Source organism: Streptomyces sp. NPDC001728, assembly GCF_040297565.1.
Classification (GTDB): domain Bacteria; phylum Actinomycetota; class Actinomycetes; order Streptomycetales; family Streptomycetaceae; genus Streptomyces.
Genome location: NZ_JBEOZK010000033.1, coordinates 17,490 through 44,445, shown reverse-complemented (window position 1 = coordinate 44,445; position 26,956 = coordinate 17,490). Strand labels below are relative to the sequence as shown.

22 protein-coding genes are annotated in these 26,956 nt (G+C 72.2%); 20 read left to right on the top strand and 2 right to left on the bottom strand.

The features are described 5' to 3' along the window. The first annotated feature begins 39 nt into the window (after positions 1-39). From ABT154_RS32570 to galE, 9 genes are all read left to right on the top strand, one after another. Positions 40-831: a TIGR03936 family radical SAM-associated protein gene (locus ABT154_RS32570; RefSeq protein ID WP_351861786.1), complete on the top strand. Its 792-nt coding sequence runs from the start codon at positions 40-42 to the stop codon at positions 829-831. A gap of 233 nt (positions 832-1,064) precedes the next feature. Further along, positions 1,065-4,871, top strand: coding sequence for an Rne/Rng family ribonuclease (locus ABT154_RS32565; protein ID WP_351861784.1), 3,807 nt, complete (start codon positions 1,065-1,067; stop codon positions 4,869-4,871). 243 nt (positions 4,872-5,114) lie between these two features. Further along, positions 5,115-5,435: a 50S ribosomal protein L21 gene (rplU, locus tag ABT154_RS32560; RefSeq protein ID WP_056558958.1), complete on the top strand. Its 321-nt coding sequence runs from the start codon at positions 5,115-5,117 to the stop codon at positions 5,433-5,435. A gap of 13 nt (positions 5,436-5,448) precedes the next feature. Further along, positions 5,449-5,703, top strand: a complete 255-nt coding sequence (gene rpmA / locus ABT154_RS32555) for a 50S ribosomal protein L27 (RefSeq protein ID WP_056558961.1) — start codon at positions 5,449-5,451, stop codon at positions 5,701-5,703. 106 nt (positions 5,704-5,809) lie between these two features. Next, complete coding sequence (obgE, locus tag ABT154_RS32550; RefSeq protein ID WP_351861781.1) at positions 5,810-7,249, top strand: GTPase ObgE; 1,440 nt, start codon at positions 5,810-5,812, stop codon at positions 7,247-7,249. Positions 7,250-7,318: 69 nt separating this feature from the next. Continuing rightward, positions 7,319-8,956: a glycosyltransferase gene (locus ABT154_RS32545; protein WP_351861779.1), complete on the top strand. Its 1,638-nt coding sequence runs from the start codon at positions 7,319-7,321 to the stop codon at positions 8,954-8,956. 208 nt (positions 8,957-9,164) lie between these two features. Continuing rightward, positions 9,165-11,948 carry a bifunctional glycosyltransferase/CDP-glycerol:glycerophosphate glycerophosphotransferase gene (locus ABT154_RS32540; protein WP_351861777.1) on the top strand — a complete coding sequence of 928 codons (2,784 nt, stop codon included), beginning with the start codon at positions 9,165-9,167 and terminating at the stop codon, positions 11,946-11,948. Then, positions 11,941-13,095: a glycosyltransferase gene (locus ABT154_RS32535; RefSeq protein ID WP_351861776.1), complete on the top strand. Its 1,155-nt coding sequence runs from the start codon at positions 11,941-11,943 to the stop codon at positions 13,093-13,095. Before ABT154_RS32540 ends, ABT154_RS32535 begins: the two co-directional genes overlap by 8 nt. Positions 13,096-13,205: 110 nt before the next feature. After that, entirely contained in the window at positions 13,206-14,198 is a 993-nt protein-coding gene (galE, locus tag ABT154_RS32530) for a UDP-glucose 4-epimerase GalE (protein ID WP_351861774.1), read from the top strand. A gap of 106 nt (positions 14,199-14,304) precedes the next feature. Here the strand turns inward: galE and ABT154_RS32525 are convergent, their stop codons facing one another. Further along, positions 14,305-15,915: a DUF6056 family protein gene (locus tag ABT154_RS32525; protein WP_351861772.1), complete on the bottom strand. Its 1,611-nt coding sequence runs from the start codon at positions 15,913-15,915 to the stop codon at positions 14,305-14,307. A 230-nt stretch (positions 15,916-16,145) separates the two neighbouring features. Here ABT154_RS32525 and ABT154_RS32520 point away from each other — a divergent pair, with 230 nt between their 5' ends. From ABT154_RS32520 to ABT154_RS32490, 7 genes are all read left to right on the top strand, one after another. Next, positions 16,146-17,141: a glycosyltransferase family 2 protein gene (locus ABT154_RS32520; RefSeq protein WP_351861770.1), complete on the top strand. Its 996-nt coding sequence runs from the start codon at positions 16,146-16,148 to the stop codon at positions 17,139-17,141. Further along, entirely contained in the window at positions 17,141-17,623 is a 483-nt protein-coding gene (locus ABT154_RS32515) for a GtrA family protein (RefSeq protein WP_351861768.1), read from the top strand. Before ABT154_RS32520 ends, ABT154_RS32515 begins: the two co-directional genes overlap by 1 nt. Before the next feature lie 89 nt (positions 17,624-17,712). Continuing rightward, positions 17,713-18,861: a glutamate 5-kinase gene (gene proB, locus ABT154_RS32510; RefSeq protein WP_351861818.1), complete on the top strand. Its 1,149-nt coding sequence runs from the start codon at positions 17,713-17,715 to the stop codon at positions 18,859-18,861. A gap of 155 nt (positions 18,862-19,016) precedes the next feature. After that, positions 19,017-19,538, top strand: a complete 522-nt coding sequence (locus ABT154_RS32505) for a DUF8830 family protein (protein WP_351861766.1) — start codon at positions 19,017-19,019, stop codon at positions 19,536-19,538. Between the two features lie 70 nt (positions 19,539-19,608). Beyond that, positions 19,609-20,892, top strand: a complete 1,284-nt coding sequence (locus ABT154_RS32500; protein ID WP_351861764.1) for a glutamate-5-semialdehyde dehydrogenase — start codon at positions 19,609-19,611, stop codon at positions 20,890-20,892. 77 nt (positions 20,893-20,969) lie between these two features. Next, a complete protein-coding gene (locus ABT154_RS32495) occupies positions 20,970-21,530 on the top strand; it encodes an SCO2584 family spore wall biosynthesis protein (RefSeq protein ID WP_351861762.1) in 561 nt (186 codons plus the stop codon). Between the two features lie 97 nt (positions 21,531-21,627). Further along, the gene (locus ABT154_RS32490) at positions 21,628-22,716 is read left to right on the top strand and encodes an SCO2583 family membrane protein (RefSeq protein ID WP_351861760.1); all 1,089 of its coding nucleotides are present in this window, start codon (positions 21,628-21,630) and stop codon (positions 22,714-22,716) included. Positions 22,717-22,775: 59 nt separating this feature from the next. On the opposite strand, the gene ABT154_RS32485 is transcribed toward ABT154_RS32490, so the two are convergent. After that, complete coding sequence (locus ABT154_RS32485) at positions 22,776-23,900, bottom strand: M48 family metallopeptidase (protein WP_351861758.1); 1,125 nt, start codon at positions 23,898-23,900, stop codon at positions 22,776-22,778. 128 nt (positions 23,901-24,028) lie between these two features. Between ABT154_RS32485 and ABT154_RS32480 the strand changes: the two genes are divergently transcribed. The 4 genes from ABT154_RS32480 (at position 24,029) to ABT154_RS32465 (ending at position 26,953) form a co-directional block, all read left to right on the top strand. Next, positions 24,029-24,247 (top strand): hypothetical protein, encoded by a 219-nt coding sequence (locus tag ABT154_RS32480; RefSeq protein ID WP_351861822.1) that lies wholly within the window; start codon positions 24,029-24,031, stop codon positions 24,245-24,247. Positions 24,248-24,330: 83 nt separating this feature from the next. Then, entirely contained in the window at positions 24,331-24,495 is a 165-nt protein-coding gene (locus ABT154_RS32475; protein ID WP_317878808.1) for a hypothetical protein, read from the top strand. 51 nt (positions 24,496-24,546) lie between these two features. Further along, positions 24,547-25,167: a nicotinate-nucleotide adenylyltransferase gene (nadD, locus tag ABT154_RS32470; RefSeq protein WP_351861756.1), complete on the top strand. Its 621-nt coding sequence runs from the start codon at positions 24,547-24,549 to the stop codon at positions 25,165-25,167. A 19-nt stretch (positions 25,168-25,186) separates the two neighbouring features. Next, positions 25,187-26,953 carry an LCP family protein gene (locus ABT154_RS32465; RefSeq protein ID WP_351861753.1) on the top strand — a complete coding sequence of 589 codons (1,767 nt, stop codon included), beginning with the start codon at positions 25,187-25,189 and terminating at the stop codon, positions 26,951-26,953. Positions 26,954-26,956 lie beyond the last annotated feature (3 nt).

Sequence of the window (26,956 nt, the reverse complement as noted above, 5' to 3'; positions counted from 1 at the left end):
GGCAAGCGACAGCCCGAAGGCCCGCCGCCCGCACCGGCGGTGCAGCGCATCCGACTGCGCTACACCAAGCGCGGCCGCCTCCGGTTCACCAGCCACCGTGACTTCCAGCGCGCTTTCGAGCGTGCGCTGCGCCGTGCCGAGGTGCCCATGGCGTACTCGGCCGGCTTCACCCCGCACCCCAAGGTGTCGTACGCCAACGCCGCCCCGACGGGTACGGGATCCGAGGCCGAGTACCTGGAGATCGCGCTCACCGCGACGCGCGACCCGGAGACCCTCCGGGCGCTGCTCGACGAGTCCCTCCCGGCCGGCCTCGACATCACCGACGCCGTCGAGGCCCGGACCTCGGGTCTCGCCGACCGGCTCACCGCCTCCGTGTGGGAGCTGCGGCTCGAAGGCGTCACCGTCGACGAGGCCGAGAAGGCCGTCGAGGCGTTTCTCGCGGCCGAGACAGTGGAAGTACAGCGCAAGACCAAGAACGGCGTCCGCACCTTCGACGCGCGTTCCGCGGTCACCGAGCTGACGGCGACGGGTACCCAGGGCGACCCCCAGGGTGATAGGCCGCTGGACAGCGCCTGTGCGATACTGCGGCTGGTTGTTCGGCACGTGACACCTGCCGTGCGACCCGACGACGTCCTGTCCGGTCTTCGAGCCGTGGCCGACCTGGCGCCGCCGGTCCCCGCTGCGGTGACCAGGCTGGCGCAGGGGCTCTTCGACGAGGAGTCCGGCACGGTGACCGACCCGCTCGCGCCCGACCGCGAGGCAGCCACGGCCGCATCTACCACTGCCGCCGAGACCGCCTCTGCGACGGCGCCGGGTGCCGGCACCGCGTAAGGAGCGGTCGTCGTAGCGCAGCCCTCGTACTCGGGAGCCACCTGGGTCGGGCCGCGCACTGACCAGGAGACTTTCGCCAGGCCGTCCGCACAGGGCGTACGGAACCGGCGAGCCAGACAAAGAGCTCCCGTGCGGCGCCCGCGCCCCGGACGGCGGCACCGCGCCCCAGGCGCGACCGTGCCGCCGGACCGGAACCAGGCGCGGCGCCCGGGAGCGTGACGGGAGAACCCCGCATGCTCGAGTCCAACGAAGACATCAACGCCCCCGGTGACAAGCTGCCGCCGCGCCGCAGGCGCCGCGCCGCTTCCCGCCCCGCCGGTCCGCCGGTGACGGGCACCTCCGCCGAGGCCGCGGCGACCGCCGAGACCCCGGCCGCCGAGGCCGCCCCGGCGGAGACCGAGGCCGCCGCGCCGCGCACCCGCCGCCGCGCCACCCGCAAGACCGCCGCACCGGTCGTCGAGACCGCCGCGGCCCCCGAGGCGGCGCCGGAGCCGGTCGTCGAGACCGTCGCCGCCGAGACCGTCGCCGCCGAGACCGTCGCCGCCGAGGCTGTCGCGTCCGAGGCCCCCGAGGCCGCCCCCGCCCGCCCGCGCCGTCGCGCCACTCGTAAGGCCACCTCGCCGGTGACCTCCACGGCCGCCGTCGAGGCGCCCGCCGAGCCGGTCGTCGAGGCCGTCGCCGCCGAGGTCGTGGAGGAGGCCGCGCCGCCGGCCCGTACCCGCCGCCGCGCCACCCGTAAGGCCACCGCACCGGCCGCCGCCGCCGAGGAGGCCGCGGAGACCGTGGTCGCCGCCGCCGAGCCGGTCGTCGAGACCGCCGCGGCCGAGGTCGTGGAAGAGGCCGCCGCGCCCGCCCCGCGTACCCGCCGCCGTGCCACCCGTCAGGCCACCTCGCCCGAGCCGGCCGCCGAGGCCGCCGCCGCCGGCGAGTCGCTGCCCACCGCCGCCGCCGCGCAGATCGCCGCCGCCGAGGCCGAGGTCACCGCCGCCGAGACCGCCGCCACCCGTGGCCGCGGCCGTCGTCGCGCGACCTCCCCGCAGTTCACCTCCGAGCCGGCCCCGGTCAGGGAGACGCGCCGCGCCGCGCGCCCCGCCGTCGCCGTCTTCCAGGCCCCGGTCTTCGCCGAGCCCATGTTCCAGACCCCGGAGACCGCCGCCGCGGCCGCCGCTGTCGTCGCCGTGGAGCCGGAGGACGAGGAGGAGACGGTCGAGGAGACCGAGGCCGTCGAGACCGAGGTCGTCGAGGCCCCCGAGCCCGCCGAGCGTGACGGGGCCGGCTCCCGCCGTCGCCGCCGTCGCCGTGGCGAGCCCGTCGCCGTCGAGCCCGTCCCGGCCACCGTCGCCGACGAGCCCGAGGTCGAGGACGTCGCCGACGAGGCGGAGGCCGAGGAGGCCGAGGAGTCGGACGAGTACGAGGACCGCCCGTCCCGCCGTCGCCGCCGTGGCGGCCGTCGTCGCCGCCGTGGCGATCTCACCGAGGCCGAGGAGGCCGAGGAGGGCGAGGAGCCGCACGCCGAGGACGACACCGACGAGTCCGAAGAGGGCGAGGAGGAGCAGGACGAGGCCGAGGGCTACGCCGGCGGCTCCAGCAGCTCCCGCCGTCGCCGTCGCCGTCGCCGTCGCAGCGGGGACGCCTCCGCCGAGGCCGAGGCCGCCGACGAGGAAGGCGTCCGTACGGTCGTCAAGGTCCGCGAGCCCCGCCCGGCCCGTGAGAAGGCCGAGCCCGGCACCGGCGCCGACGAGGTCCAGTCCATCAAGGGCTCGACCCGCCTGGAGGCCAAGAAGCAGCGCCGCCGCGAAGGCCGCGAGCAGGGCCGCCGCCGCGTCCCGATCATCACCGAGGCCGAGTTCCTGGCCCGCCGCGAGGCCGTCGAGCGCGTCATGGTCGTCCGCCAGAACGGCGAGCGCACCCAGATCGGCGTCCTCGAGGACAACGTGCTCGTCGAGCACTACGTCAACAAGGAGCAGGCCACCTCGTACGTCGGCAACGTCTACCTGGGCAAGGTCCAGAACGTCCTGCCGTCCATGGAGGCCGCCTTCGTCGACATCGGCAAGGGCCGCAACGCCGTCCTGTACGCCGGTGAGGTCAACTTCGAGGCGCTCGGCATGGGCCACGGCCCGCGCCGCATCGAGTCCGCCCTCAAGTCCGGCCAGTCGGTCCTCGTCCAGGTGACGAAGGACCCGATCGGCCACAAGGGCGCCCGTCTGACCAGCCAGGTCTCGCTGCCCGGCCGCTACCTCGTGTACGTGCCCGAGGGCTCGATGACCGGCATCAGCCGCAAGCTCCCGGACACCGAGCGCGCCCGCCTCAAGACCATCCTCAAGAAGATCGTCCCCGAGGACGCGGGCGTCATCGTGCGCACCGCCGCCGAGGGCGCGAGCGAGGACGAGCTGCGCCGCGACGTCGAGCGACTGCAGGCGCAGTGGGAGGACATCCAGAAGAAGGCGAAGAGCGGCAACGCCCCGACGCTGCTCTACGGCGAGCCGGACATGACCGTCCGGGTCGTCCGCGACATCTTCAACGAGGACTTCTCCAAGGTCATCGTCAGCGGTGACGAGGCCTGGGAGACCATCCACGGCTATGTCCACCACGTCGCCCCGGACCTCACCGACCGTCTGTCCAGGTGGACGAGCGAGGTCGACGTCTTCGCGACGTACCGGATCGACGAGCAGCTCATGAAGGCGCTGGACCGCAAGGTCTGGCTGCCGAGCGGCGGCTCGCTGGTGATCGACAAGACCGAGGCGATGATCGTCGTCGACGTCAACACCGGCAAGTTCACCGGCCAGGGCGGCAACCTCGAAGAGACGGTGACGAGGAACAACCTCGAAGCGGCCGAGGAGATCGTGCGCCAGCTGCGGCTGCGCGACCTCGGCGGCATCGTCGTCATCGACTTCATCGACATGGTCCTGGAGTCCAACCGCGACCTGGTGCTCCGTCGCCTCCTGGAGTGCCTGGGCCGGGACCGGACCAAGCACCAGGTGGCCGAGGTCACCTCGCTCGGCCTGGTGCAGATGACCCGCAAGCGGGTCGGCCAGGGCCTCCTGGAGTCCTTCTCCGAGACCTGCGTCCACTGCAACGGCCGCGGTGTCATCGTGCACATGGAGCAGCCGACCACCGCCGGTGGCGGGGGCGGCGGCAAGCGGGCGAAGAAGCGTGGCCGCGGCGGCGCCGAGCACGTCCACGAGCACGAGCACGCCGAGGCCGTGGAGACCGGGGCGGAGACCGCCGAGGCCGAGACCGAGGACGAGGTCGCCGCCGAGCTGGCCGCCCCGGTGGCCCTGCCCGAGCCGATCGCCCCGGACGAGGAGCTGTACGGCTCCATCGCCGAGGCGGAGGCCGCCGCCACGCGCGGTCGTGGCCGCCGTCGCGCCACCCGCCGGGTGTCCGCGCCGGTCGCCCCGCGGCCGGTCGTGGAGACCGAGAGCGTGGAGTTCGAGCCGAAGCCGGAGCCCGTCGTGGCGCCGGAGCCGGTCGTCGAGCAGGCCGTGGCGCCCGAGCCCGTCGTCGAGCCGGTGGCGGAGCCCGTCGCCGAGGAGACCGCGGCCCCGGCCCCGCGCGGCCGTCGCCGTGCCACCCGCCGGGCGACCTCCCCGGTCGTCTCGACCACGGAGCCGGCCGTAGAGCCGGTCGTCGAGGCCGTCGCCGAGCCGGTCGTCGAGACCGCCCCGGAGCCCGTCGCGGCGCCGGTGGCCGAGCCCGTCGTCGAGGAGGCCCCCGTGGCCGCCCCGCCGCGTGCCCGCCGCCGGGTGGTCCGCAAGGCCACCGCGCCCGCCGGTTCGCCCTCGGGCGCCGAGGAGGCGGCCGTCGTCGTGGTGACCGCGGCCCCGGCCGAGGCCGAAGCGGCGGCCGAGGCCGAGGCCGAGCCCGCCCCCGTCAAGAAGACGGCGGCGCGCAAGACCGCGGCGAAGAAGGCCACGGCCAAGAAGGCCGCCACCAAGAAGACGGCGGCGACCAAGAAGACCGCGGCGAAGAAGACCACCGCCAAGAAGGCCCCGGCCAAGAAGGCGGCGGAGAAGACCGCCGCCCCGGCCCAGGACTGACCGGCGGGTACGGGCCGCCCCCCGACCGGGGGCGGCCCGTACCGAACGGGCGAATTTGACCCTCCGAGGCCGCCGCCCGTAACCTAGACCGTCGGCGTGTCGATCGACATGCCGCGCCTCTGAGCACCTCCCTCCCGTTCGCCGGGAGAGGCCGCTCGTCCGATTCCGGAACGCCGCGGGCCCTCGGGTCCGTGTGAGCGGCTGGCTTCAGAGGTTTCGATCCCGAGTGAGAGAGAGATCCGCGTGTACGCCATCGTGCGCAGCGGTGGTCGCCAGCACAAGGTTGCTGTCGGCGACATCGTTGAAGTTGACAAGATTCCCACGGCCAAGGTCGGCGACACGGTCGAGCTCTCGACCCTGCTCGTTGTCGACGGCGACGCCGTGACCAGCGACCCGTGGGTGCTGGCCGGGATCAAGGTCCAGGCCGAGATCGTGGACCACCACAAGGGTGCCAAGATCGACATCCTGCGCTACAAGAACAAGACCGGCTACCGCCGTCGCCAGGGTCACCGCCAGCAGTACACGGCGATCAAGGTCACCGGTATCCCCGCGGCTGCGAAGTAAGAGGGACTGAGACATGGCACACAAGAAGGGCGCATCTTCCACCCGGAACGGGCGCGACTCCAATGCCCAGCGGCTCGGCGTGAAGCGCTTCGGCGGTCAGCTCGTCAACGCGGGTGAGATCCTGATCCGCCAGCGTGGCACGCACTTCCACCCCGGCTCCGGCGTCGGCCGTGGCGGCGACGACACGCTGTTCGCCCTGCAGGCCGGTTCGGTGCAGTTCGGCACCCACCGTGGCCGCAAGGTCGTGAACATCGTTCCGGTCGCCTGATCGGTTCTTTTGCGGAGGCGGACCTCACTTCCCGTACGGGAAGCGGGTCCGCCTTTCGCGTGTTACTAGATAGACGTTCAGTACGTACATAGATGGAGGCACAACCATGACCACCTTCGTGGACCGCGTCGAGCTGCATGTCGCCGCGGGTAACGGAGGCCACGGCTGCGCCTCCGTTCACCGGGAGAAGTTCAAGCCGCTCGGCGGACCCGACGGCGGCAACGGCGGCCGCGGCGGCGATGTGACCCTGGTCGTCGACCAGGCGGTCACCACGCTCCTCGACTACCACCACTCGCCGCACCGCAAGGCGACCAACGGTCAGCCCGGTGCCGGTGACAACCGCTCCGGCAAGGACGGCCAGGACCTGGTCCTGCCCGTGCCCGACGGCACCGTCGTCCTCGACAAGCAGGGCAACGTCCTCGCCGACCTCGTCGGCCAGGGCACCACCTTCGTCGCGGGCCAGGGCGGTCGCGGCGGCCTCGGCAACGCGGCGCTGTCCTCCGCGCGCCGCAAGGCCCCCGGCTTCGCGCTGCTCGGCGAGCCCGGTGAGGCGCGGGACGTCGTCCTGGAGCTCAAGACCGTCGCCGACGTGGCGCTCGTCGGCTACCCGAGCGCCGGCAAGTCCTCGCTGATCTCGGTTCTCTCGGCCGCCAAGCCGAAGATCGCGGACTACCCCTTCACCACGCTCGTCCCGAACCTGGGCGTCGTCACCGCCGGTTCGACCGTCTACACGATCGCCGACGTGCCGGGCCTCATCCCGGGCGCGAGCCAGGGCCGGGGCCTGGGCCTGGAGTTCCTCCGCCACGTGGAGCGCTGCTCGGTCCTCGTCCACGTCCTGGACACCGCGACCCTCGAATCGGACCGTGACCCGGTCAGCGACCTCGACATCATCGAGGAGGAGCTGCGGCAGTACGGCGGTCTCGAGGACCGGCCCCGCATCGTCGTCCTCAACAAGGTCGACATCCCGGACGGCCAGGACCTCGCGGACATGATCCGCCCGGAGCTGGAGGAGCGCGGCTACCAGGTGTTCGAGGTCTCCGCCGTCGCGCGGCTGGGCCTCAAGGAGCTGTCCTTCGCCCTCGCCGGCATCATCGGGGAGGCGCGCGCGGCCAAGCCGCAGGAGGAGGCGACCCGGATCGTCATCCGCCCGAAGGCCGTCGACGACGCGGGCTTCACAGTCACGTACGACGAGGCCGAGGACGTCTACCGGGTGCGCGGCGAGAAGCCGGAGCGCTGGGTCCGCCAGACCGACTTCAGCAACGACGAGGCCGTCGGCTACCTGGCCGACCGCCTCAACCGCCTCGGCGTCGAGGACCGCCTGATGAAGGCGGGCGCCCGCGCGGGCGACGGCGTCGCGATCGGCTCCGAGGAGAACGCGGTCGTCTTCGACTGGGAGCCCTCGATGATGGCCGGCGCCGAAATGCTCGGCCGCCGAGGCGAGGACCACCGCCTGGAGGCCCCCCGCCCGGCGGCCCAGCGCCGCCGCGACCGTGACGCGGAACGTGACGACGCGCAGCGCGAGTACGACGAGTTCGACCCGTTCTAGTGGGTCTCGGGGGCCGGGCCTTGGGCCCGGCCCCCTTTGGGTGCTGGTGGGGGCACGTAGGATTCCCGGGTGAGTGAGAGTTCCCGGCCGTTGGGCCCCGCGCGTGTCAGTGTCGTCGTCATCGCGTACAACGACGCGGCGCACGTCGGTGACGCCGTGCGTTCCGCGCTCGCGCAGGGGGACGCCGTCGGTGAGGTGATCGTCGTCGACGACGCCTCCGGGGACACGACCCCCGAGGTGCTCGCCGGGTTCGCCGGCGAGCCGCGCGTACGGCCGCTGCCGCGGACCGAGAACAGCGGCGGCTGTGGCACCCCCCGTAACGACGGCATCGCCGCCGCCGCCCACCCCTATGTCCTGTTCCTGGACAGCGACGACCTGCTCCTGCCCGGCGCCGTCGACGGGCTGCTCGCCGTCGCCGAGGAGCAGCGCACGGACGTCGTCGCCGGCGTCTGCGTGCGCCGCGAGCTGCCCGAGGGCCGCGACACCGTCTGGGCGCCCTCGTTGTACGACGTGTCGCAGGGCGCCACGCTCCCCGGCACCGTCCTCGACGGCGTCGAGGACCATCCGGAGTTCCTCCTCGACACCCTCTCGGTGAACAAGCTCTACCGCCGCGACTTCCTCGCCCGGCACGCCATCCGCTTCCCCGACGGCGCCTTCCACTACGAGGACTTCGTCTTCAGCGCCCGCGTCCAGGCCGCCCGCCCCCGGCTCGCCGTCACCGACGTGCCCGTCTACGTCTGGCACGTACGGCGCCAGGCCGCGACCCTGTCGATCTCGCTGCGCCGCGCCTCCCTCGCCAACTGGGAGCACCGGCTGGCCGCGCACGCCGCAGTCGTCGACGTGTTCCGTACGGCCGCCCGGCCCGCGCTCGCCCGCGCCGCGCAGACGAAGTTCCTCGACTACGACCTCCCCATGTACCTGCGCGAACTGCCGCAGCGCACCGCCGAGTACCGGGCCGGCTGGTGGACGGTCACCCGCGCGCACCTGGCCGGCTTCGAGCCCGCCGCGGTCGCCGGCGCCGAGGCGCCCTCCCGCTGGCTGCACGCCGCCTTCGCGGCGCTGGCCGCGGTACCGGAAGGCCGGGAGCTGACCCGGTTCGTGGAGCTGGCCGCGCCCCGGCCCCGGCTCGTCCCCCCTTACCCGCGCGCCGAGGACGGCACCCCGGTGCTGGCCGCCGCGCCCGCCGACGTACCCCTGGACGGTCTCGGGAAGCTCGGGCCCGACGCGCTTCCGGTGGCCGTGGACGGCGAGGTGACCGTCGGCGCGTCGACCCGGCTGACCCTGACCGTCCACGACCTTTACGGGCGTGTCGCCGCGCTCGCCCCCCTCTCCGTCGGCGTGTCGTTCACCGAGCGGGTCTCCGCCGACGAGGTGTCGGCCGAGGCGCCGCTGCTTCCCCTGGAAGAGGGTTGGACGGCCACCATTGCGCTGCCGACGTCGAAGCTGCTGCGCGCGGGCCGGCTCGCTGCCTGGTCGCTCCACGCAGAGCTGCGGTACGCGGACGGTTCGACCGGGACGGCCGAGGTCAGGGCCCCACAGGGCTTCGCGGGCCGGCGCGGAATGGTCCTCGGGAGGCTCGGCCGGGTGCTGCTCGTCCAGGTCGTGGCCTCGGCGCGCCGGGGCCTCGTGCTCCGTTTCGCGGGAGGCGCGGTGGGTGCCCGTCAGGTGATGTCGGGTCGCTTCAAGAGGCTGTTTGCCATGCGGTGAACATCACTGAATGTGCGGGAGAGCAGGTATGGAACAATTCCTCCTGCCGGGTAGTCTTTCCGGTCGCCGGGTGGCGCTCATCATGCAGATGCGGCGGCACCCCCACTTCTGAAGGCCGTAGCGCGCCATCGACCGTGGCGCCGGCAGCGCCGCAGCCGGCCGGGACGCGTGCCGGACGTTGCCGCCCCGCACTTGTGAGAGGACTTGGATGCCGACTAGCGACGTCCCTGATGTGAGCGTCGTCATCATCGTCTACAACGATGAGGAACGGCTCCCGCGAGCGGTCCGGTCGGTGCTCGACCAGACCCTGAACAACCTCGAAGTGATCATCGCCGACGACTGTTCGACCGATGGCACCGAGCGCGTCGCGCGTTCTCTTGAGGCCTCCGACCCGCGTGTGCGCTACGTGCGTCTGGAGCAGAACAGCGGTGGCTGCAGCGCCCCCCGCAACCGCGGCATCGCGGTCGCCCGCGCCCCGTACGTCATGTTCCTCGACAGTGACGACGAGCTGCCCCGCCACGCCTGCAAGAGCCTGCTCCTCGTCGCCGAGGAGACCGGGGTCGACTTCGTCACCGGCGAGGTGACCCGTCTCTTCGAGGAGACGGACACCACCGGCCTCTGGTACCCGCACCTCTTCACCGAGAAGCGGGTCGTCAACGGCATCGCCGAGAGCCCCGAGTACTTCTTCGACCACCTGTCGACGAACAAGCTCTACCGGACCGCCTTCATCCGGGACCACGCCCTGGCCTTCCCCGAGGGCATCCACTACGAGGACCAGCTGTTCTCCGCGCAGGCGTTCACGCTCGCGGAGTCCTTCGCCGTCGCCCCGTGGTCGGTCTACACCTGGCGCCTCGCCCCGGAGAGCGTCTCCATCTCCTCCAGCCGGCACAAGATCCAGAACGTCGCGGACCGCATCGGCGTGGCCCGGCTCATCGACGCCTGGTTCGAGGAGCAGGGCCGCGGGGAGCTGCGCGCGGAGAAGGACTACAAGTTCCTCCGCCACGACTTCCGCCTGTACCTGGGCGACCTGCCGTTCCGCGACCTCGAGTGGATCGCCGAGTTCGCCGAGGTGGTGAACCCGTACCTGGACGAGATCTCCGACGAGACCTACGCCCGGCTCTCCCGCGAGGAGCGCATCTGCATCCACCTGCTGCGCACCGGCCGCCTCGAAGACCTCCAGCTCGCCGCGCGCCAGCTCGGCCGGCCGCAGATCGCCCCCCGCTGCGTGACCGAGCAGGACGGCACCGAGTACTGGGGCGGCGTCGCGCCCGCCGACGGCGCCAGCCGCGCCGAGCTGGACATCAGCGAGTGGCACATGCGCGACCAGGTGCTGGCCACCGGCCGCATCCGGCACGAGCTGACCTCCGTGACGATGCACGGCCCGGTCATGCGCCTGGAGATCCACACGTACGACCCGGCCGGTCTGATCACCGAGGGCACCGTGGCCTCCGTGAAGCTGGCCGCGCACAAGACGCCGCTCTCGGTGCCGCTGACGCTCCGTCCGCAGGGCGAGGGGGAGTACACCTCCTCGGTCGAGCTGGACCTGCGCAAGGTGCCCGTCGGCAAGGTCGGCGTGGCGACCCGCCGCCACCCGGTGGTCGCGCTGGAGCGGGACGGTTCGCGCCGCACCGACATACTGCTGGCCCGGCACGACCAGCCGGACTTCCGCGCCACCGTGACGTACCACACCTTCGGCATCCACCACCTCCGCATCAGGGCGGAGCAGAAGGGCGCCGGCCGTCTCGAGGTCACCTGGGAGCGTTCGGGTGTCCTGAAGTCGCTCGAACCGTTCGGCCCGTACGCCCGCAAGGCCAAGGGCAAGGTCGGCAAGGTCAGGAAGATCCTCGTCGGCAACGAGGGCAAGGCCACCGCGTACGACGCCGTGTCCAAGCTCCCGCGCAGGCGCAGCCTCGCCGTCTTCGAGGCGATGGAGGGCCGCGGCTACGCCGACAGCCCGCGCTACATCTACGAGGAGCTCAAGCGCCGCAACCTCCCGATAGACGTGGTCTGGGCGTACTCCGGCGACCGTTCGTCCTTCCCGAAGGACGTCACCCTCGTCAAGCGCGGCAGCTTCGCGTACGGCCGCGCGCTGGCCCGCGCCACGTACTGGGTGGACTCGCACAACCTGCCGTACCTGTACCCGAAGCCGAAGGGCACCCGGTACCTGCAGACCTGGCACGGCCAGACGTTCAAGGCGATGGGCTTCGACGTGCCGTCGCTGCGCGGTGCCTCGGACATCGAGAAGGGGCGCTTCCGCGCCGCCGTGGGCCGCTGGGACGCGCTGGTCTGCCCGAGCGCCGAGTTCGAGCGGACCTTCGTCCCGGCCTTCGAGGTCTCGGCCGACCTGATCCGCTCCGGCTACCCGCGCAACGACGTGCTGGTGCGCTGGGCCGAGCCCGAGCAGCAGACCAGGGCCGCCGCCGTCCGCGAGGCCCTGCGCATCCCGGCCGGCAAGAAGGTGCTGCTCTACGCCCCGACCTTCCGCGACGCGGCCCGCCGCACCGGACAGTCGGTACGGGTGGACCTGGAGGCGCTGGCCCCGCACCTCTCCGACGACTGGGTCATCATCGTGCGGACCCACCCGTACGACCGGTTCACCATCACCCCGGAGCTGGGTCACTTCCTGCGCGACGGCTCCTCCTACGCCGACATCAACGATGTGATGCTGGCCTCGGACGCGGTCCTCACGGACTACTCGTCGCTGATGTTCGACTACGCCAACACGGGCCGTCCGATCCTGCTCTACACGGACGACTACGAGGCGTACAAGGGCGGCGACCGCGGCACGTACTACGACCTGGAGGAGATCGCTCCGGGTCCGATGCTGACGACCACCGAGGACCTCGCCGCCGCCGTGCGGGACCTCGACGGCACACAGGAACGGCACGCGCAGCGGTACGCGCGCTTCCAGGAAATGTTCTGCTCGTACGAGACCGGCCACGCCAGCAAGATGGTGGTCGATGCTTTTTTCGAAGGCGGCACCCATGACTGAGGCCTCCCCTGTCCGCACCGTGTTCTTCGTCGGCATCGACGTCGACTCGATGGGTGGATCCCAGCGGGTGCTGCACACCCTCGCCCAGGGCATGGGGGAGCGGGGTCACCGCGTCGAGCTGATCGGCATCCGGCCCAGCCCGGAGCCCTTCCCGTACAACGCCACGCGCGCGTACCGCCACTCGACGCTCTACCCGGCCCCCTCCGAGCCCAAGCCGCCCGTGCGCACGGTCGGCGACCGGCTCAGCCTGGCCCGGCGCGCCGACACCCGGCGTGCGCGCTCCGACCGCGACAACGCGCGGGCGGAGTTCGAGCGGAAGCTCGCCGAGGTCGAGGACGGCTACATCGTCTTCGGCTCGCCGTGGGCGGTGGACTGGGTCATGCCGCTGAAGTGGCGTCACCTCAAGGGCATCGGCCAGTACCACGAGTCCTTCGCGCAGGCGAAGCGCAGCGCGAACCTGGGCCTGATCCGGCGTCACTACCCGGAGCTGGAGCAGACCCTGGTGCTCTCCGAGGGCGACGCGGTCGAGTTCGTCAACCAGCGCGTGCCGAACGTGCGGGTCATGCCGAACCCGCTGCCGTTCTACCCGGACGAGCTGGCCCCGCTCGACACCCGCAGGATCGGCGCGGTCGGCCGGCTCGACCCGATCAAGCGGTACGACCGGATGATCGAGGCCTTCGCGCAGGCCCACAAGGGCCGCGACGGCTGGGAGCTGCACCTCTTCGGCGAGGGCCCGCTGGAGGAGGAACTCCGGATGCGCGCCGAGGACCTCGGCGTCGCCGAGCAGGTCGTCTTCCGGGGCACGGCGCAGGACATGGCCGCCGCCTACCGCGAGCTGTCCGTCGTCGCGATCAGCAGTGAGCGCGAGGGCCGTCCGATGGCGCTGGCCGAGGCCGCCGCCTGCGGTGTGCCGTGTGTGAGCTTCGACGTCTCCGGCGGTGTCCGCGAGCTCGTCGCGGACGGCGTCACCGGCACCCTGGTGCCGCCGGCCGACGTGCCGGGACTCGCCGCCGCGCTGGGCGAACTGATGGACGACGACGAGCTGCGTCTGCGGTACGGCAGGGCCGGGCGCGAGCACGTCGCGCACCTGGCGCTGCCGCACGTGCTCGACCAGTGGGAGGCGGCGTTCGAGGAGATCGAGCGCTAGGACCCGTTCCTCGGAGGTACGGAAGGCCCCGTCGGGAGACCTCTCCCGGCGGGGCCTTCCGCGTCCGGCGGCCCCGGCCGGGGCCCGAAGGGCATGGCTACACTGTCGGAATGACCTGGCTCATCACCGGCGGCGCCGGTTACATCGGTTCCCACGTCGTCAAAGCAATGACCGAGGGCGGCGAGCGCGTCGTCGTGGCCGACGACCTCAGCACCGGCAACCCGGCGCGCGTCCCGGCGGGCGTCGTCCTCGAAGAGGGCACGGTCCTCGACCGCGCGTTCCTCGACCGGGTGCTGCGCGAGCACGAGATCACGGGCATCGTCCACCTCGCGGGCAAGAAGCAGGTCGGCGAGTCGGTCGAGAAGCCGCTGTACTACTACCACGAGAACGTGACGGGTCTGCAGACGATCCTCGACGCGGCGGCCTCGGCCGGTGTGAAGAGCTTCCTGTTCTCCTCCTCCGCCTCCGTGTACGGCATGCCCGACGTGGACCTCGTCACCGAGAACACCACCTGCCTGCCGCTCAGCCCCTACGGCGAGACCAAGCTCGTCGGCGAGTGGATGGCGCGCGCCGTCGGCCAGGCCCACGGTCTGTCCACCGCCTGCCTGCGGTACTTCAACGTGGCGGGCGCGGCGGCCCCGGAGCTCGCCGACACCGGTGTCTTCAACCTGGTGCCGATGGTCTTCGAGCGGCTCGACGCCGGCGAGTCCCCCCGTATCTTCGGCGACGACTACCCGACGCCGGACGGCACCTGCATCCGCGACTACATCCACGTCGCCGACATCGCCTCCGCCCACCTGGCGGCGGCCCGCGCGCTCGCGGCGGCGGGCGAGGCCGGCGAGACGGCCACGCTGACCCTGAACATCGGGCGCGGCGAGGGCGTGTCGGTGCGCGAGATGGTGAACCTGATCAACGAGGTCACCGGGCACAGCATCGAGCCCCTGGTCACCCCGCGCCGGCCGGGCGACCCGGCCCGCGTGGTCGCCTCGGCGGAGCGCATCGAGACGGCGCTCGGCTGGAAGGCGCAGCACGACGTGCGCTCGATGATCACCTCCGCCTGGGAGGGCTGGGGCGCGAACAGGGCGGTCGGCGCGACCGTCTGACAGGTCCTTCTTCCAGGTTTCTCGCGGTCTCGCGGTTCTCGTGGGTCTCGCGGTCCTCGTGAAGGCGGGGCGTCCCTGATTCGGGGCGCCCCGCCTTCACGTGTGCTCAGGGCCGGTGGATGCGGTCCACGCGGTAGTACGTGGCCGCGCACTGCGCCGCCCAGTCCCGCGCGTACGAGGAGGCGAAGAGCGGCTCGCTGAGGCCGCCGATGAGGAGCGGCCGGTACGCGACGTCCCGGGCGCCCGCCGCCACCTCCGCCCGGATCCGGGTGTTCTGGCGGTCCCAGGCCACGCTGCGCACCACCGTGTCCTTCGTCAGCGTGTACACCGGCTGCACCAGCGCCGCCGCGCTCCCGACGGCGACCGCGCCGGCCGCCACGAGCGCCGCCGCGCGCCCGGCGGGCCGCCCGGGTGCCCGCAGACGACGGCCGAGGGCGTGCCCGCCCCAGGCGCCGTACGCGCAGAGGGCGAGCAGCAGCGGCAGGAGGAAGCTCGTCCAGGCGCGGCCGTACGTCCAGCCGGCGTCCCCGTAGCCGCTGCGCAGTCCGAGGACGACGGCGAGCGAGGCGAGGGCGATCAGGGGCACCGGGAGGAGCACCGCCACCAGGAACAGCCCCCGGGGCGGGAGCCCGGCGGACGGGCGGCGGGGGCGGGTGTCCTGCCGGCCGTGCCGGGCGCCGCCGTCCCGCCTCGGGGTGGCGGCGGCCAGCGCCAGGCCGAGGAGCGTGCCGACGGCGACCGCCCCCAGGTACGCCCACTGACCGCCGACCGTCTGCCAGAGGCGCGACCAGTCGTGGAACGTCTCTCCGATCTCCGCCGCCGAGAGCGGTTCCTGCGGGTGCTGGGTGCGCCGCCACCGGGCGCCGGGGGAGGTGTAGAGCAGGGTGAGGCCGGTGGCCAGGCCGAGGCAGGCCGCCGCGCACCAGGTGCTCACGTACCGGTCCGCGGCCCAGCCGAGCCGGGGCAGACAGAGCACGGCGACGGTGACCGCGAGCAGCCCGGCCACCAGGGTGAACGGTTCGCTCAGCATGCCGACCGCCACCCCCACCAGGAGCACCGACGCGACGGCGGCGGTCCTCGCCCACCGCCGGCCGCTGCGCGCGGCCCGAACGGCACCGAGCACGGCCCAGACGCCGATCACGCTCGGCAGGGTGTGGGAGATGGTCGCCGGCGCCCAGAGGAGTACCTGATAGCTACGGGTGCCCGCGAAGAACAGCAGCGCCAGGAGGAGCGCGGCGGCGGCGACGAGCGGCACGAGGGGCGGGGCGGGGTGGCCGCCGGGCGGTTCCTCGGCGGGGCGCAGCGCGCGCAGCGCCGCGCGGCCGAGGAAGAACAGCCCCGTGCCGAGCGCGACCACCAGGAAGGCGGGCAGCAGCTTCGGCCCCCGCATGTCGTCGGAGTAGAGCAGACCGGTCAGGAAGGCGTTGGTGACCCGTCCGTTCTGGGTGCGGTAGAAGTCCCCGGTGATGCCGAGGACGCCCATGTCGCGGGCCTTCCAGAGGGCGCACCAGTCGTCCGACGTGGGGCGTACGTAGAGGCCGAGGAAGGCCCCGACCGCGAGCAGCGCCCCGGCGCCGGCGGCGACGACGAGCGCCACCGGGGGGAGTGCCCGCCGCAGGACGTCGCCGGAGCCCTCGTCCCGGCCGTCGTCGTTCCGTCCGCCACCGTCGTCCGGCATTCGTGCGTCACCACGCTCCGAGAGGGTCGTCCTGCTCACCGGTCATCGCTCCACGGGGCTCTATGGGTGACAAAAGGTTAAAAATGCCACGTATATCAATATCTTCCCTTCATGCTTTGCTGCATGGACGACATGCCGACCGGGGTCGGTCACTCGGGCGACGCCGGACGGTCACCGCCGCTTCGTACCCTGGCCGCGCTGCTCGAAGGAGAGTTCGGTGGCGGTCCCTCAGGACGTACTCTCGCCCATCCCTCTGGAGTGACCGTTCCATGACCAGGCTTTCCGTCGTCGTCCCCTGCTTCAACGAGGAGGATGTCGTCGAGCGCTTCGACGCGCGCATGCGCCAGGTGCTCGACACGCTCCCCGTCGGCTACGAGATCTGCTACGTCGACGACGGCAGCTCCGACGGAACGCTGGGCAAGCTGCGCGAGATCGCCGCCCGGCACCCGCACCGCACCCAGTACGCCTCCTTCAGCCGCAACTTCGGCAAGGAGGCCGCCATGCTCGCCGGCCTGCGCAAGTCCACCGGCGACGCCGTGGTCATCATGGACGCCGACCTCCAGCACCCGCCGGAACTCCTGGCGCGGATGCTCGACCTCCACCACCAGGGCCACGACCAGGTCATAGCGCGACGCACCCGCGAGGGCGACAAGAAGCTCCGCTCCGCCCTCAGCCGGATGTACTACCGGGGCGTCAACCGGTGGGTCGACGTGGAACTCACCGACGGCGTGGGGGACTTCCGGCTGCTGTCCCGCCCCGCCGTCGACGCCCTGCTCTCGCTCCCCGAGTACAACCGCTTCTCCAAGGGCCTGTTCTCCTGGATCGGCTTCGACACCGTCACCTTCGACTACCAGAACGCCGCACGCGAGGGCGGTGAGACCAAGTGGAAGTTCAGCTCCCTGCTCAACTACGGCATGGACGGGCTGATCTCCTTCAACAACCGCCCCCTGCGCATCGCCCTCTGGCTCGGGATGATGCTCAGCGGCCTCGCCGCGCTGTACGCCGTCTGGGTGACCGCCGCCGCCGTCACCCAAGGCGTCACCGCCCCCGGTTACGTCACCCTGGTCGCGATCATCGTGGGCCTCGGGGGCGTGCAGATGGTGATGCTGGGGCTGATCGGCGAGTACATCGGCCGCATCTACTACGAGACCAAGCACCGGCCGCACTTCCTCGTGAAGGAGACCCACCGCTCCTTCGGCCGGGGCGCCGCCGAACGCGCCGCCGCCGAGCGCATCCGCGTCGTGGCCACCGAAGGGGAGCGCTGATGACGGCCGGCTCCGGCGCGACCCGGCGCGGACGGCTCGCCCAGATATTCCGCTTCGCCCTGGTCGGCGGGGTCAACACCGGCACCTTCTTCGGCTGTTACCTGCTGCTCCACCCCTGGATGCCGTACTTCGCCGCGTACTCCCTCGCCTTCGTCCTCAGCATGGTCGGCTCCTTCTTCCTCAACACCTACTTCACCTACCGCACCCGGCCGACCTGGAAGAAGTTCGCCCTCTTCCCGCTCACCAACGTCACCAACTACCTGGTGCAGAGCGTCGGTCTGTACGCCCTCGTCAGCTGGGCCGGAATGGACGACAGGATCGCGCCACTCGTCGCCGCCGTCGTCGCCATCCCCTTCACGTATCTGATCTCCCGGCGGATCCTGGTGCCGCGCGGCACCGGAGCGGATGCCGGCGGACCGGATGCCCCGGACTCCGGTCCAGGGAGCGAAACGGACGAGCGGCGGCCCTCCCGGCTCGCGTAGATTGCCCTGGCAGCCGCGGCCCGGGAGCGCGCGGCACGCAGGACAGCCGAGTGAGGACGACGCAGGTGGCGACGCACGTGACGACGGAGATGACGACCCAGGTGGCGGCAGGGGCGAACGTGGCGCGACCGTACGTGACGGAGGCCCGCAGGATCGTCGTCAAGGTCGGCTCCTCCTCGCTCACCACCGCCTCCGGAGGCCTCGACGCCGACCGCGTCGACGCCCTCGTCGATGTCCTCGCCAAGGTCCGCAGCGGCGGCGAGAAGGAGATCGTCCTCGTCTCCTCAGGTGCCATCGCCGCGGGGCTCGCCCCCCTCGGCCTCACCCGACGCCCCAAGGACCTGGCCCGCCAGCAGGCCGCGGCCAGCGTCGGCCAGGGACTGCTCGTCGCCCGCTACACCGCCTCCTTCGCCCGCTACGGCGTCCGCGTCGGACAGGTCCTCCTCACCACCGACGACACCAGCAGGCGCGCCCACTACCGCAACGCCTACCGGACCCTCGACCAGCTCCTCGCGATGGGCGCGCTGCCCGTCGTCAACGAGAACGACACCGTCGCCACCGACGAGATCCGATTCGGCGACAACGACCGGCTCGCCGCCCTCGTCGCCCACCTCGTCCGCGCCGACCTGCTCGTGCTGCTCTCCGACGTCGACGGGCTCTACGACGGGGACCCGGCCAAGCCCGGCACGTCGAGGGTCGCGCAGGTCACCGGCGCCGCGGACATCGCCCACGTCGAGATCGGCTCGGCGGGCAAGGCCGGGGTCGGCACCGGCGGCATGGTCACCAAGGTCGAGGCGGCCCGGATCGCCGCCGCCGCCGGCATCCCCGTCGTCCTCACCTCGGCGAGCCGCGCCGCCGACGCCCTCACCGGCCGCGACACCGGTACGTACTTCCACCGCACCGGCCGCCGCTCCGCCGACCGGCTCCTCTGGCTCGCCCACGCCTCCACCCCGCAGGGTTCCCTCACCCTGGACGACGGAGCCGTACGAGCCGTCGTCGAGGGCAAGAAGTCCCTGCTCGCCGCCGGTATCGCCACGGTCGAGGGCGACTTCGTGGCCGGCGACCCCGTCGAGCTGCGCGACACCACCGGCCGGGCCGTCGCGCGCGGCCTCGTCAACTTCGACGCCAAGGAGCTGCCCCGGATGCTCGGGCGCTCCACCCACGCCCTCGCGAAGGAACTCGGGCCCGAGTACGAGCGCGAGGTCGTCCACCGCGACGACCTGGTCGTCATCGGCTGACCCCCGCGCCCCACCCGAAACGGCTGAAAGTGCGGCCATCCGGAAGGGACGTTTACTAAAACCGCCCCAAGTGCCGCCTCGGACTGGTCAACTTTGTCCCGGGGGTAAGAGCAAGGCGGGGAACAGCACCACACGCATCACACAGGAGGCCGCCGGTGAGACGAGCGCGCCCTGGGGCACCGCCCCGCGGGACTGCCGAACGCGCCCTGACCAGTGTCGAGGCCGGAGCCGACTTCGACGAGGCACGGGACAGGTCCGAGGACAGGAAGACCGAACCCAGCACGGAGACACGCGAGGTGCGCGAGGTACGTGAGGCACGGGCCAAGGAACAGCCCGAGTCCAAGCTCTGGCACATCACCCTCAGCGTGTCGGGAGTGGAGTCACCGCTGAAGGAGGTACGACGCGGGCTCGAACAGCTGGCCCACGACCACCCCTTCCTGCTGACCAGCCGCTATGCCAACGACCACGCCGAGATCCGGTACTGGGAGGAGGCCCGCGACCTGCACGACGCGGCGGCCGTCGCCCTGCGCCTGTGGGGCGAGCACCGGCAGACCGCGAAGCTGCCGCCGTGGGAGATCGTCGGCCTGGAGGTCATCGACCGCGAGACCTACCACCAGCGCATCGCGGAGGGCTACGGCCCACCGCCGGCGGCCCCGGTCGGCGTCCACCCGTACTGAGCGGACGGCGCACGTCTCGGAGTGCGGGATACGTGAGGGATGTCCGCAGGGGTGCCAGTACCCTGCGGGCATGACCTCGCTCACGCCCCTCGACAACCTGTCCCCGGTCACCCGGGCCGCCTACCGGGCCCGTGGCGCCGCCGCCGAAATCGCGCCACTCCCGCGCGCGGCGAAGGACGACGCCCTGCTGGCGATCGCGGACGCCCTGGAAGTCCGCACCGCCGAGATCGTCGAGGCGAACGCCGAGGACATCGCCAAGGCCCGCGAGGCCGGGACCAGCGAATCCGTCATCGACCGGCTCACCCTCACCCCCGAGCGCGTCCGGGCCATCGCCGCCGACGTCCGTCACGTGGCCGCCCTGCCCGACCCGGTCGGCGAGGTCGTCCGGGGCTCCACCCTCCCCAACGGCATCGACCTGCGCCAGGTCCGCGTCCCGCTCGGCGTCGTCGGCATCATCTACGAGGCCCGGCCCAACGTCACCGTCGACGCCGCCGCCCTCTGCCTCAAGTCCGGCAACGCCGTCCTGCTCCGCGGCTCGTCCTCCGCGTACGCCTCCAACGCCGCCCTGGTGAAGGTGCTGCGCGACGCCATCGGCGGCGCCGGACTCCCCGCCGACGCCATCCAGCTGGTCCCCGGCGAGTCCCGCGAATCGGTCCGCGAGCTGATGCGCGCCCGCGGCCTCGTCGACGTCCTCATCCCGCGCGGCGGCGCCTCCCTGATCCGGACGGTCGTCGAGGAGTCCACCGTCCCCGTCATCGAGACCGGCACCGGCAACTGTCACGTCTACGTCGACGCGCAGACCGACCTCGACATGGCCGTCGACATCCTCATCAACTCCAAGGCCCACCGGGTCAGCGTCTGCAACGCCGCCGAGACCCTCCTCGTCCACCGGGACGTCGCCGAGGCCTTCCTGCCCCTGGCCCTCGACGCCCTCGCGGAGGCCGGCGTCACCGTCCACGCCGACGAGCGGGTCCTCGCCCTCGCCAAGGGCTCCAGGGCCACCGTCGTCCCGGCCACCGCCGAGGACTGGGAGACCGAGTACCTCTCGTACGACATCGCCGCCGCCGTCGTCGACTCCCTCGACAAGGCCGTCGAGCACATCCGGATGTGGTCCTCCGGCCACACCGAGGCGATCGTCACCACCTCGCAGGCCGCCGCCCGCCGTTTCACCCAGCTGGTCGACTCGACCACGGTCGCCGTGAACGCCTCCACCCGCTTCACGGACGGCGGACAGTTCGGCTTCGGCGCCGAGATCGGCATCTCCACCCAGAAGCTGCACGCCCGGGGCCCCATGGGCCTTCCGGAGCTGACCTCGACCAAGTACATCGTCACCGGTGACGGTCACGTGCGGTAATCACCTCCTTTCGGTACGGGCGGGGAGGGTTCGCACTCTCCCTGCCCAAAACCACCTCGCGGGTCTACTCTGAAACCGTGCCGGACGACGTGGGGGGCACGCCGTTCCAGAACGGCGGGGACCCCGAGGACTCTGTCGACCGCGGAGGCGCCGACGAGGTCTACGCCGACGTGGTGTTCGACGAGGATTTCGTACGGGCCGCGACCGTCCACGAGCCGACCGCGGTCGAGCGGCTGCTCGCCGCCGCCCAGGCCCGTGCCGAGGCGGAGGCGGCCCGCGCCCGCGCCGGTGGCGGACCCGTCGAAGACGACCCCTACGGGGAGTTCCACGACACCTCCGGCCTCACCTACGAGCCCGACGACGTGGGCGACGACGCCAGCCCCTACGGCCGCCACGGAGGCGCCCTGCGCCCCTACCGGGGCAGTGCCCGCTGGCACCGGCCCGTCGCCTGGCTGCTCGCCCTCGTCATGGGCGTCGGGATGGTCGCCCTCGCCTTCAGCGCCGTCTACCGGGGTGCTGCCGCCAACCGGCAGGACCAGGTCCCGCCGCCGGCCACCACGGGCGTCGACACGCCCCAGCCCCATCCGGCACCGCCCGCCGCCCAGGCTCCGGCGGCGCGGTCCGCGTTCCCCGGGTAGCGGTCCGTGACCCCCGCACACCCCGACGGGGGAATTCTTCCGAACTTGTCGTGAAGCCGGGCGTTTACCGAAGCCCCCGCGGACCTACCCTGAAGGTATGGCAGGCCGTGACGACCCGCCTGAGGGGACGCCCGAGGGGTTCCCCGGCGGTGGTGAGGACGAGTACCGATCCGTCGTCTTCGACGAGGCGTTCGTCCGGGCTGCCCGTCTCCAGGAGTTCTCCGCCAGCGAGCGGATGGGCGAGCACGCACAGGCCGTCCGCAGCCGCCGCTCCGCCTGGGAGCGCAGGAGCGGCTCCCGCCAGGCCCTCATGCTGATCATGCTGATCCTCCTCGCCTTCGGAACCGCCATCTACCTGGGCGTCCGCAATCCGTACATGCCTCCCGTCGACCAGCGGGCCGAGCCGCTGCACACCACCGTGGTGCCGCTCGCCCCCCGGGACCCGGTCGTGGGCGGTGTGCCCGAGCGGCTCTTCGACCACAGCCCGGCCGCCGACTACCGTACGGGCGCCGCCGGCATCAGCCTGCCCGTCCCCGGAAGCACCACCCACTTCGCCGAGAGCCAGGTCGGCGCGGCCCTCGGCATCGCCAAGGACTACCTCGTGGCCTCCTCGCTTGAGCCCGACGTCCTGTCCGGGGCGACCGTCCGGCCCCCGCGGCTGCTGCTCGACCCGGACCAGCTGGACCAGTTCGACCGGAGCGTCGAGGCACCCGCCGACGACGGCCGGCACGCCCTCGCCGCCTGGCTGGTCCGCTTCGACCCGCGGCAGGTCGTCCTCGCGGATCCCGCCACGCGCGTCCAGGGCACCCTGCGCTTCGAGGAGACCGGTCCCGACACCCTGGACGTCACCGCGGACCACACGTACACCTACGCCCTGCGCCCGGCCGCCCACGGCCCGGGGCCGGTCGCGGCGGCGTCCCTCTTCACCGTCCATCGCGTGGTGCACTTCCGCTTCGACCGCAACGACCTGCGCATGCACCGGGCCGAGCTGCTGACCAGCACCGTCGAGGCGGGACCCCAGGCCTGCGGCGCAGACACCACCGGCGCCCTGAAGCCGCTCCTCGCGGGAGCGAGGCCCCCCGGGCCGGGCGACGGGCCGGCGGTCACCGACCCGTACGCCACGGGCCGCCCCGCCGCCCCGTCCCTCTGCGGAGTACTGGCCCCGAGCGCCCAGCCCACGCTCTAGGGCCTGTCTGACGATTCCCGCCGGGTCAGACAGGCCCTAGCCGGGGTATCGCGCGAGCCCTACTTCTTGGCGTCCCCGTCGCCCTTGGTGCCGTCGCCCTCGGTGTCGCCGGCCGGTCCGCCCTCGTCCGCCGGCTTGGGCCCGCCCTGAGCGCCGCCGCCGAAGCGGTTGCGCAGCCGTCCGCCCAGGTCGCCCGCCAGGTCACCGGCGCCGCCCGCTATGTCCCCGACCAGCTTCATCAGCGGATCCTTGCTGGTCCGCACCGTGTCGGCGTAGTGCCCGGCCGACTCGCGGAAGGAGTCCGTGACGGAGGTGTCCTTGTCCTCCGAGCGCTTCGGGTAGTGGCCGTCCATGATCCGCTGGAAGTCGCGGCTCTCCGACCACTTCTTCAGTTCCGCCGCCCGGACGGTGGCGAAGGGGTGCGTGCGCGGCAGCACGTTGAGGATCTTCAGGACCGAGTCCCGCAGGTCCCCGGACTTCTCGTACTCGTCGGCCTGGGCGAGGAACGCGTCCACGTTCATCTCGTGGAGGTGGTTGCCTCCGGCGAGCTTCATCAGGCCGCGCATCGAGGACTGCACGTCCTGCCCGACGAGGAGGCCCGCCCGGTCGGCGGACAGCTCGGACTTGCGGAACCACTCGCGCAGCGCCGTCACGATGGCCATGATCGCGACGTTCCCCAGCGGGATCCAGGCGATCTTGAGCGCCAGGCTGGTGAGGAAGAGCAGCACCGTGCGGTACACGGAGTGCCCCGAGAGCGCGTGCCCGACCTCGTGGCCGACGACCGCCCGCATCTCCTCCTCGTCGAGGAGCTCCACGAGACCGGTGGTGACGACGATGATCGGCTCGTCGAGGCCGATGCACATCGCGTTGGGCTTCGGGTCCTGGGTCACGTACATCGGCGGGACCTTCTCCAGGTCCAGGATGTAACAGGCATCCCGCAGCATGTCGTTGAGATGGCTGAACTGCGCGTCGCTCACCCGGACGGAGTCCGAGAGGAAGAGGAGTCGCAGGCTGCGCTCGGGCAGCAGCCCGCTGAGCGCCTTGAAGACCGTGTCGAAGCCGCTGAGCTTGCGCAGCGCCACCAGCGCCGAGCGGTCGGCCGGATGCTCGTAGGCCCGCGAGGAGATGCCGGGGAACCGCTTCCGCTGCCTGCTCGGCACGTTCCCCTGGTCGTTCTCGGTCATGGATGCCCCCTGTTCGTACGAGTCGGTGCTCGTCCCCCTGACGGAACCCACCCTAGGCGCTGGCGCTACCGTGTGCCGGGGCCTGTGGATAACTCGGGCACCACGGACGACCGAGGAGCACGACCGACATGCCGGACACCGCAGACGCCGCAGCCGCCCTGCTCGCGGCCGCCGCACAGCAGGGACCGGGCAACACGCTCCGCATCGTGCTGCTCGTCTCGATCGTGGGCGGCGCCCTGCTCGCCTGGTTCCTCCTGCGCGGGTACCGCAGCGACGACACCGAGCCCACCGGCGACACCGGCGACACCGCGACCACCGGCAACACGGAGCGCGACGCGAACGCCTGAGTCGGCGTGAGCCCGTCCGGGCGGCCCGCATACGATGTTCGCGAAGTCTCCGCTCCCATCCCCGATCGATAGGTCTGTCGAAGATGAGCCTCCACAGCACCGCCGCCAACCTGGTCTCTCTCGCCGAGGGCGCCGAGCACGGCGGCGGCAACCACGAAAGCCTCAGCCCCTACCTCACCGGCTTCGGTGCCTTCGGTGCCCTGCTCCTGCTGCTGTGGATCACCACCCGCTTCAACCGCGACCGCTGAACCGGCGACCCTGATCGGGCGTCCGCTGCCGTGCCAGTAGGCTCTGCACGCATGGGAGAGCAGGAATTGCCTACTGGCGGGCGCGGGAAGCGCCGACTCGGCGTGATGGGCGGAACGTTCGACCCGATCCACCACGGACACCTGGTGGCGGCCAGTGAGGTCGCCGCCCTGTTCCACCTCGACGAGGTGGTGTTCGTGCCGACCGGGGAGCCGTGGCAGAAGAGCGACAAGGCCGTGTCGGCGGCCGAGGACCGCTACCTGATGACGGTGATCGCCACCGCGTCCAACCCGCAGTTCTCGGTCAGCCGGATCGACATCGACCGCGGCGGCGCCACGTACACCATCGACACCCTGCGGGACCTGCGCTCCCTCAACAGCGACTCGGACCTCTTCTTCATCACCGGGGCCGACGCGCTGTCGCAGATCCTCACCTGGCGCGACGCCGAGGAGCTCTTCTCGCTCGCCCACTTCATCGGCGTCACCCGGCCGGGCCACGACCTCACCGACGACGGACTGCCCAAGGGCGGGGTCTCGCTGGTCGAGATTCCCGCGCTCGCGATCTCCTCCACCGACTGCCGGGCGAGGGTCGGGCAGGGCGACCCCGTCTGGTACCTGGTCCCGGACGGCGTGGTGCGCTACATCGACAAGCGCCAGCTGTACCGCGGCGAGTGAGCTTCGGGGAGGGGCACCGGTGAACGATCAGCAGAATCCGTACGATCCGTACTATCCGCAGCCGCAGATCATCGGCTACGACGCGTACGGGCAGCCGGTGTACCAGCAGGCACAGCAGCCACAGGCGCCCCAGCAGGCTCCCGGGCAGCAGCAATACGACCCGTACGGCGGTCAGCAGCAGGCCCAGCAGGCGCATCAGCCCCAGCAGGGCCACCAGCCGCAGCAGCCCCAGCAGGCGTACGGCTACGACCTCTATGCCCAGCAGCAGCCCGCGCCGCAGCAGCAGCCCTCGTACGACCCGTACGACCCCTACGGGCAGCAGGGGTACGCCTACCCCTCCCAGGACACGGGGCAGCAGTGGGCCGCCCAGGCAGAGCCCGCCCCCGCCCCCGTACAGGCCGCCGCGCCCGCCCCTGTACAGGCTCCGCCGGTCGCCGCCGTCGCGGCCCCCGCCGGAGTCCCCGGGCAGCGGCCCGCGTCCGAGCGGTCAGCCCCGGCCCGGCCGGCCGACGGTGAGGACCGGGACTACCGCACTGAGCAGTTCTCGTTCATCGAGGAGCCCGACGAGGACTCCGAGGACGTCATCGACTGGCTCAAGTTCACCGAGAGCCGTACCGAGCGACGCGAGGAGGCCCGGCGCAAGGGCCGCAACCGGATCATCGCGCTGGTCGTCGTCCTCGTCCTCGCGGTCGTCGGCGGCGTCGGCTACCTCTGGTCCGCCGGCCTGCTCCCCGGGTCCTCCGACGCGGAGGAGAAGGGGGGCGCCACCGCGACCGGTCCGCAGAAACGCGACATGATCGTCGTCCACCTCCACGACACCAAGAACGGCGGCACCTCCACCGCCCTCCTCGTGAACAACGCGACCACCCGCCAGGGCAACACGGTCCTCATCCCCAACTCCGCCCTCGTCGCCGACGACGAGGGCGCCGCGACCACGCTCGGCAAGTCCGTCGAGGCCGACGGGTCCGGCGGCACCCGGGAAGCGGTCGACAACCTCCTCGGCACCACGATCACCGGTACCTGGCGCCTGGACACCCCGTACCTGGAGAACCTCGTCGAGACCCTCAGCGGCATCGAGGTCGACACCGACACGGCCGTGCCCGACACCAAGAAGGGCGCCGAGCCGCTGGTCAGGAAGGGCGAGGCGCAGACGCTGAACGGCCGCGCCGCCGTCGCCTACGCGACCTACCGGGGCCCCGGAGAGGCCGAGGCCAAGCAGCTCCAGCGCTTCGGCCAGGTCATGTACGGCGTGCTGCGGAAGTTCTCCTCCGACCCCGAGGCCGCCACGGTCACCGTCCAGACCCTCCAGCAGATCCTCGACCCCTCGCTCCCCGAGAAGGACCTGGCCGCCTCCCTGGCCAGGCTCGCCGAGCACGCCAAGATCGGCGCGTACAAGACGGCCCTGCTCCCGGTGGGCCAGGACGGCGCGCTGACCGAGGGCGGCGCCGACAGTGTGGTGAAGGACATCCTGGGCGGCAAGGTCACCGCGCCCAAGGCCGACGACGTGCCCCGGGTCTCGGTCCGGGACGGCTCCGGCAAGAACGCGACCGAGGCGGCCCGGGTCGTCCTGATCAACGGCGGCTACGCCTTCACGGGCGGCGTGGAGACGGCCACCCAGGAGAAGTCGCAGGTCGTCTACGGTGACGAGGCCCAGAAGGCGACGGCGGTCGAGGTGGCCAAGACGTTGGGTCTGCCGACCGGCTCGGTCACCAAGGGCAAGCCCTCGGGAGCAGCCGCCGTGACCGTGATCCTGGGCCAGGACTACGAGATCAAGGGGGCCCGGTAGGGG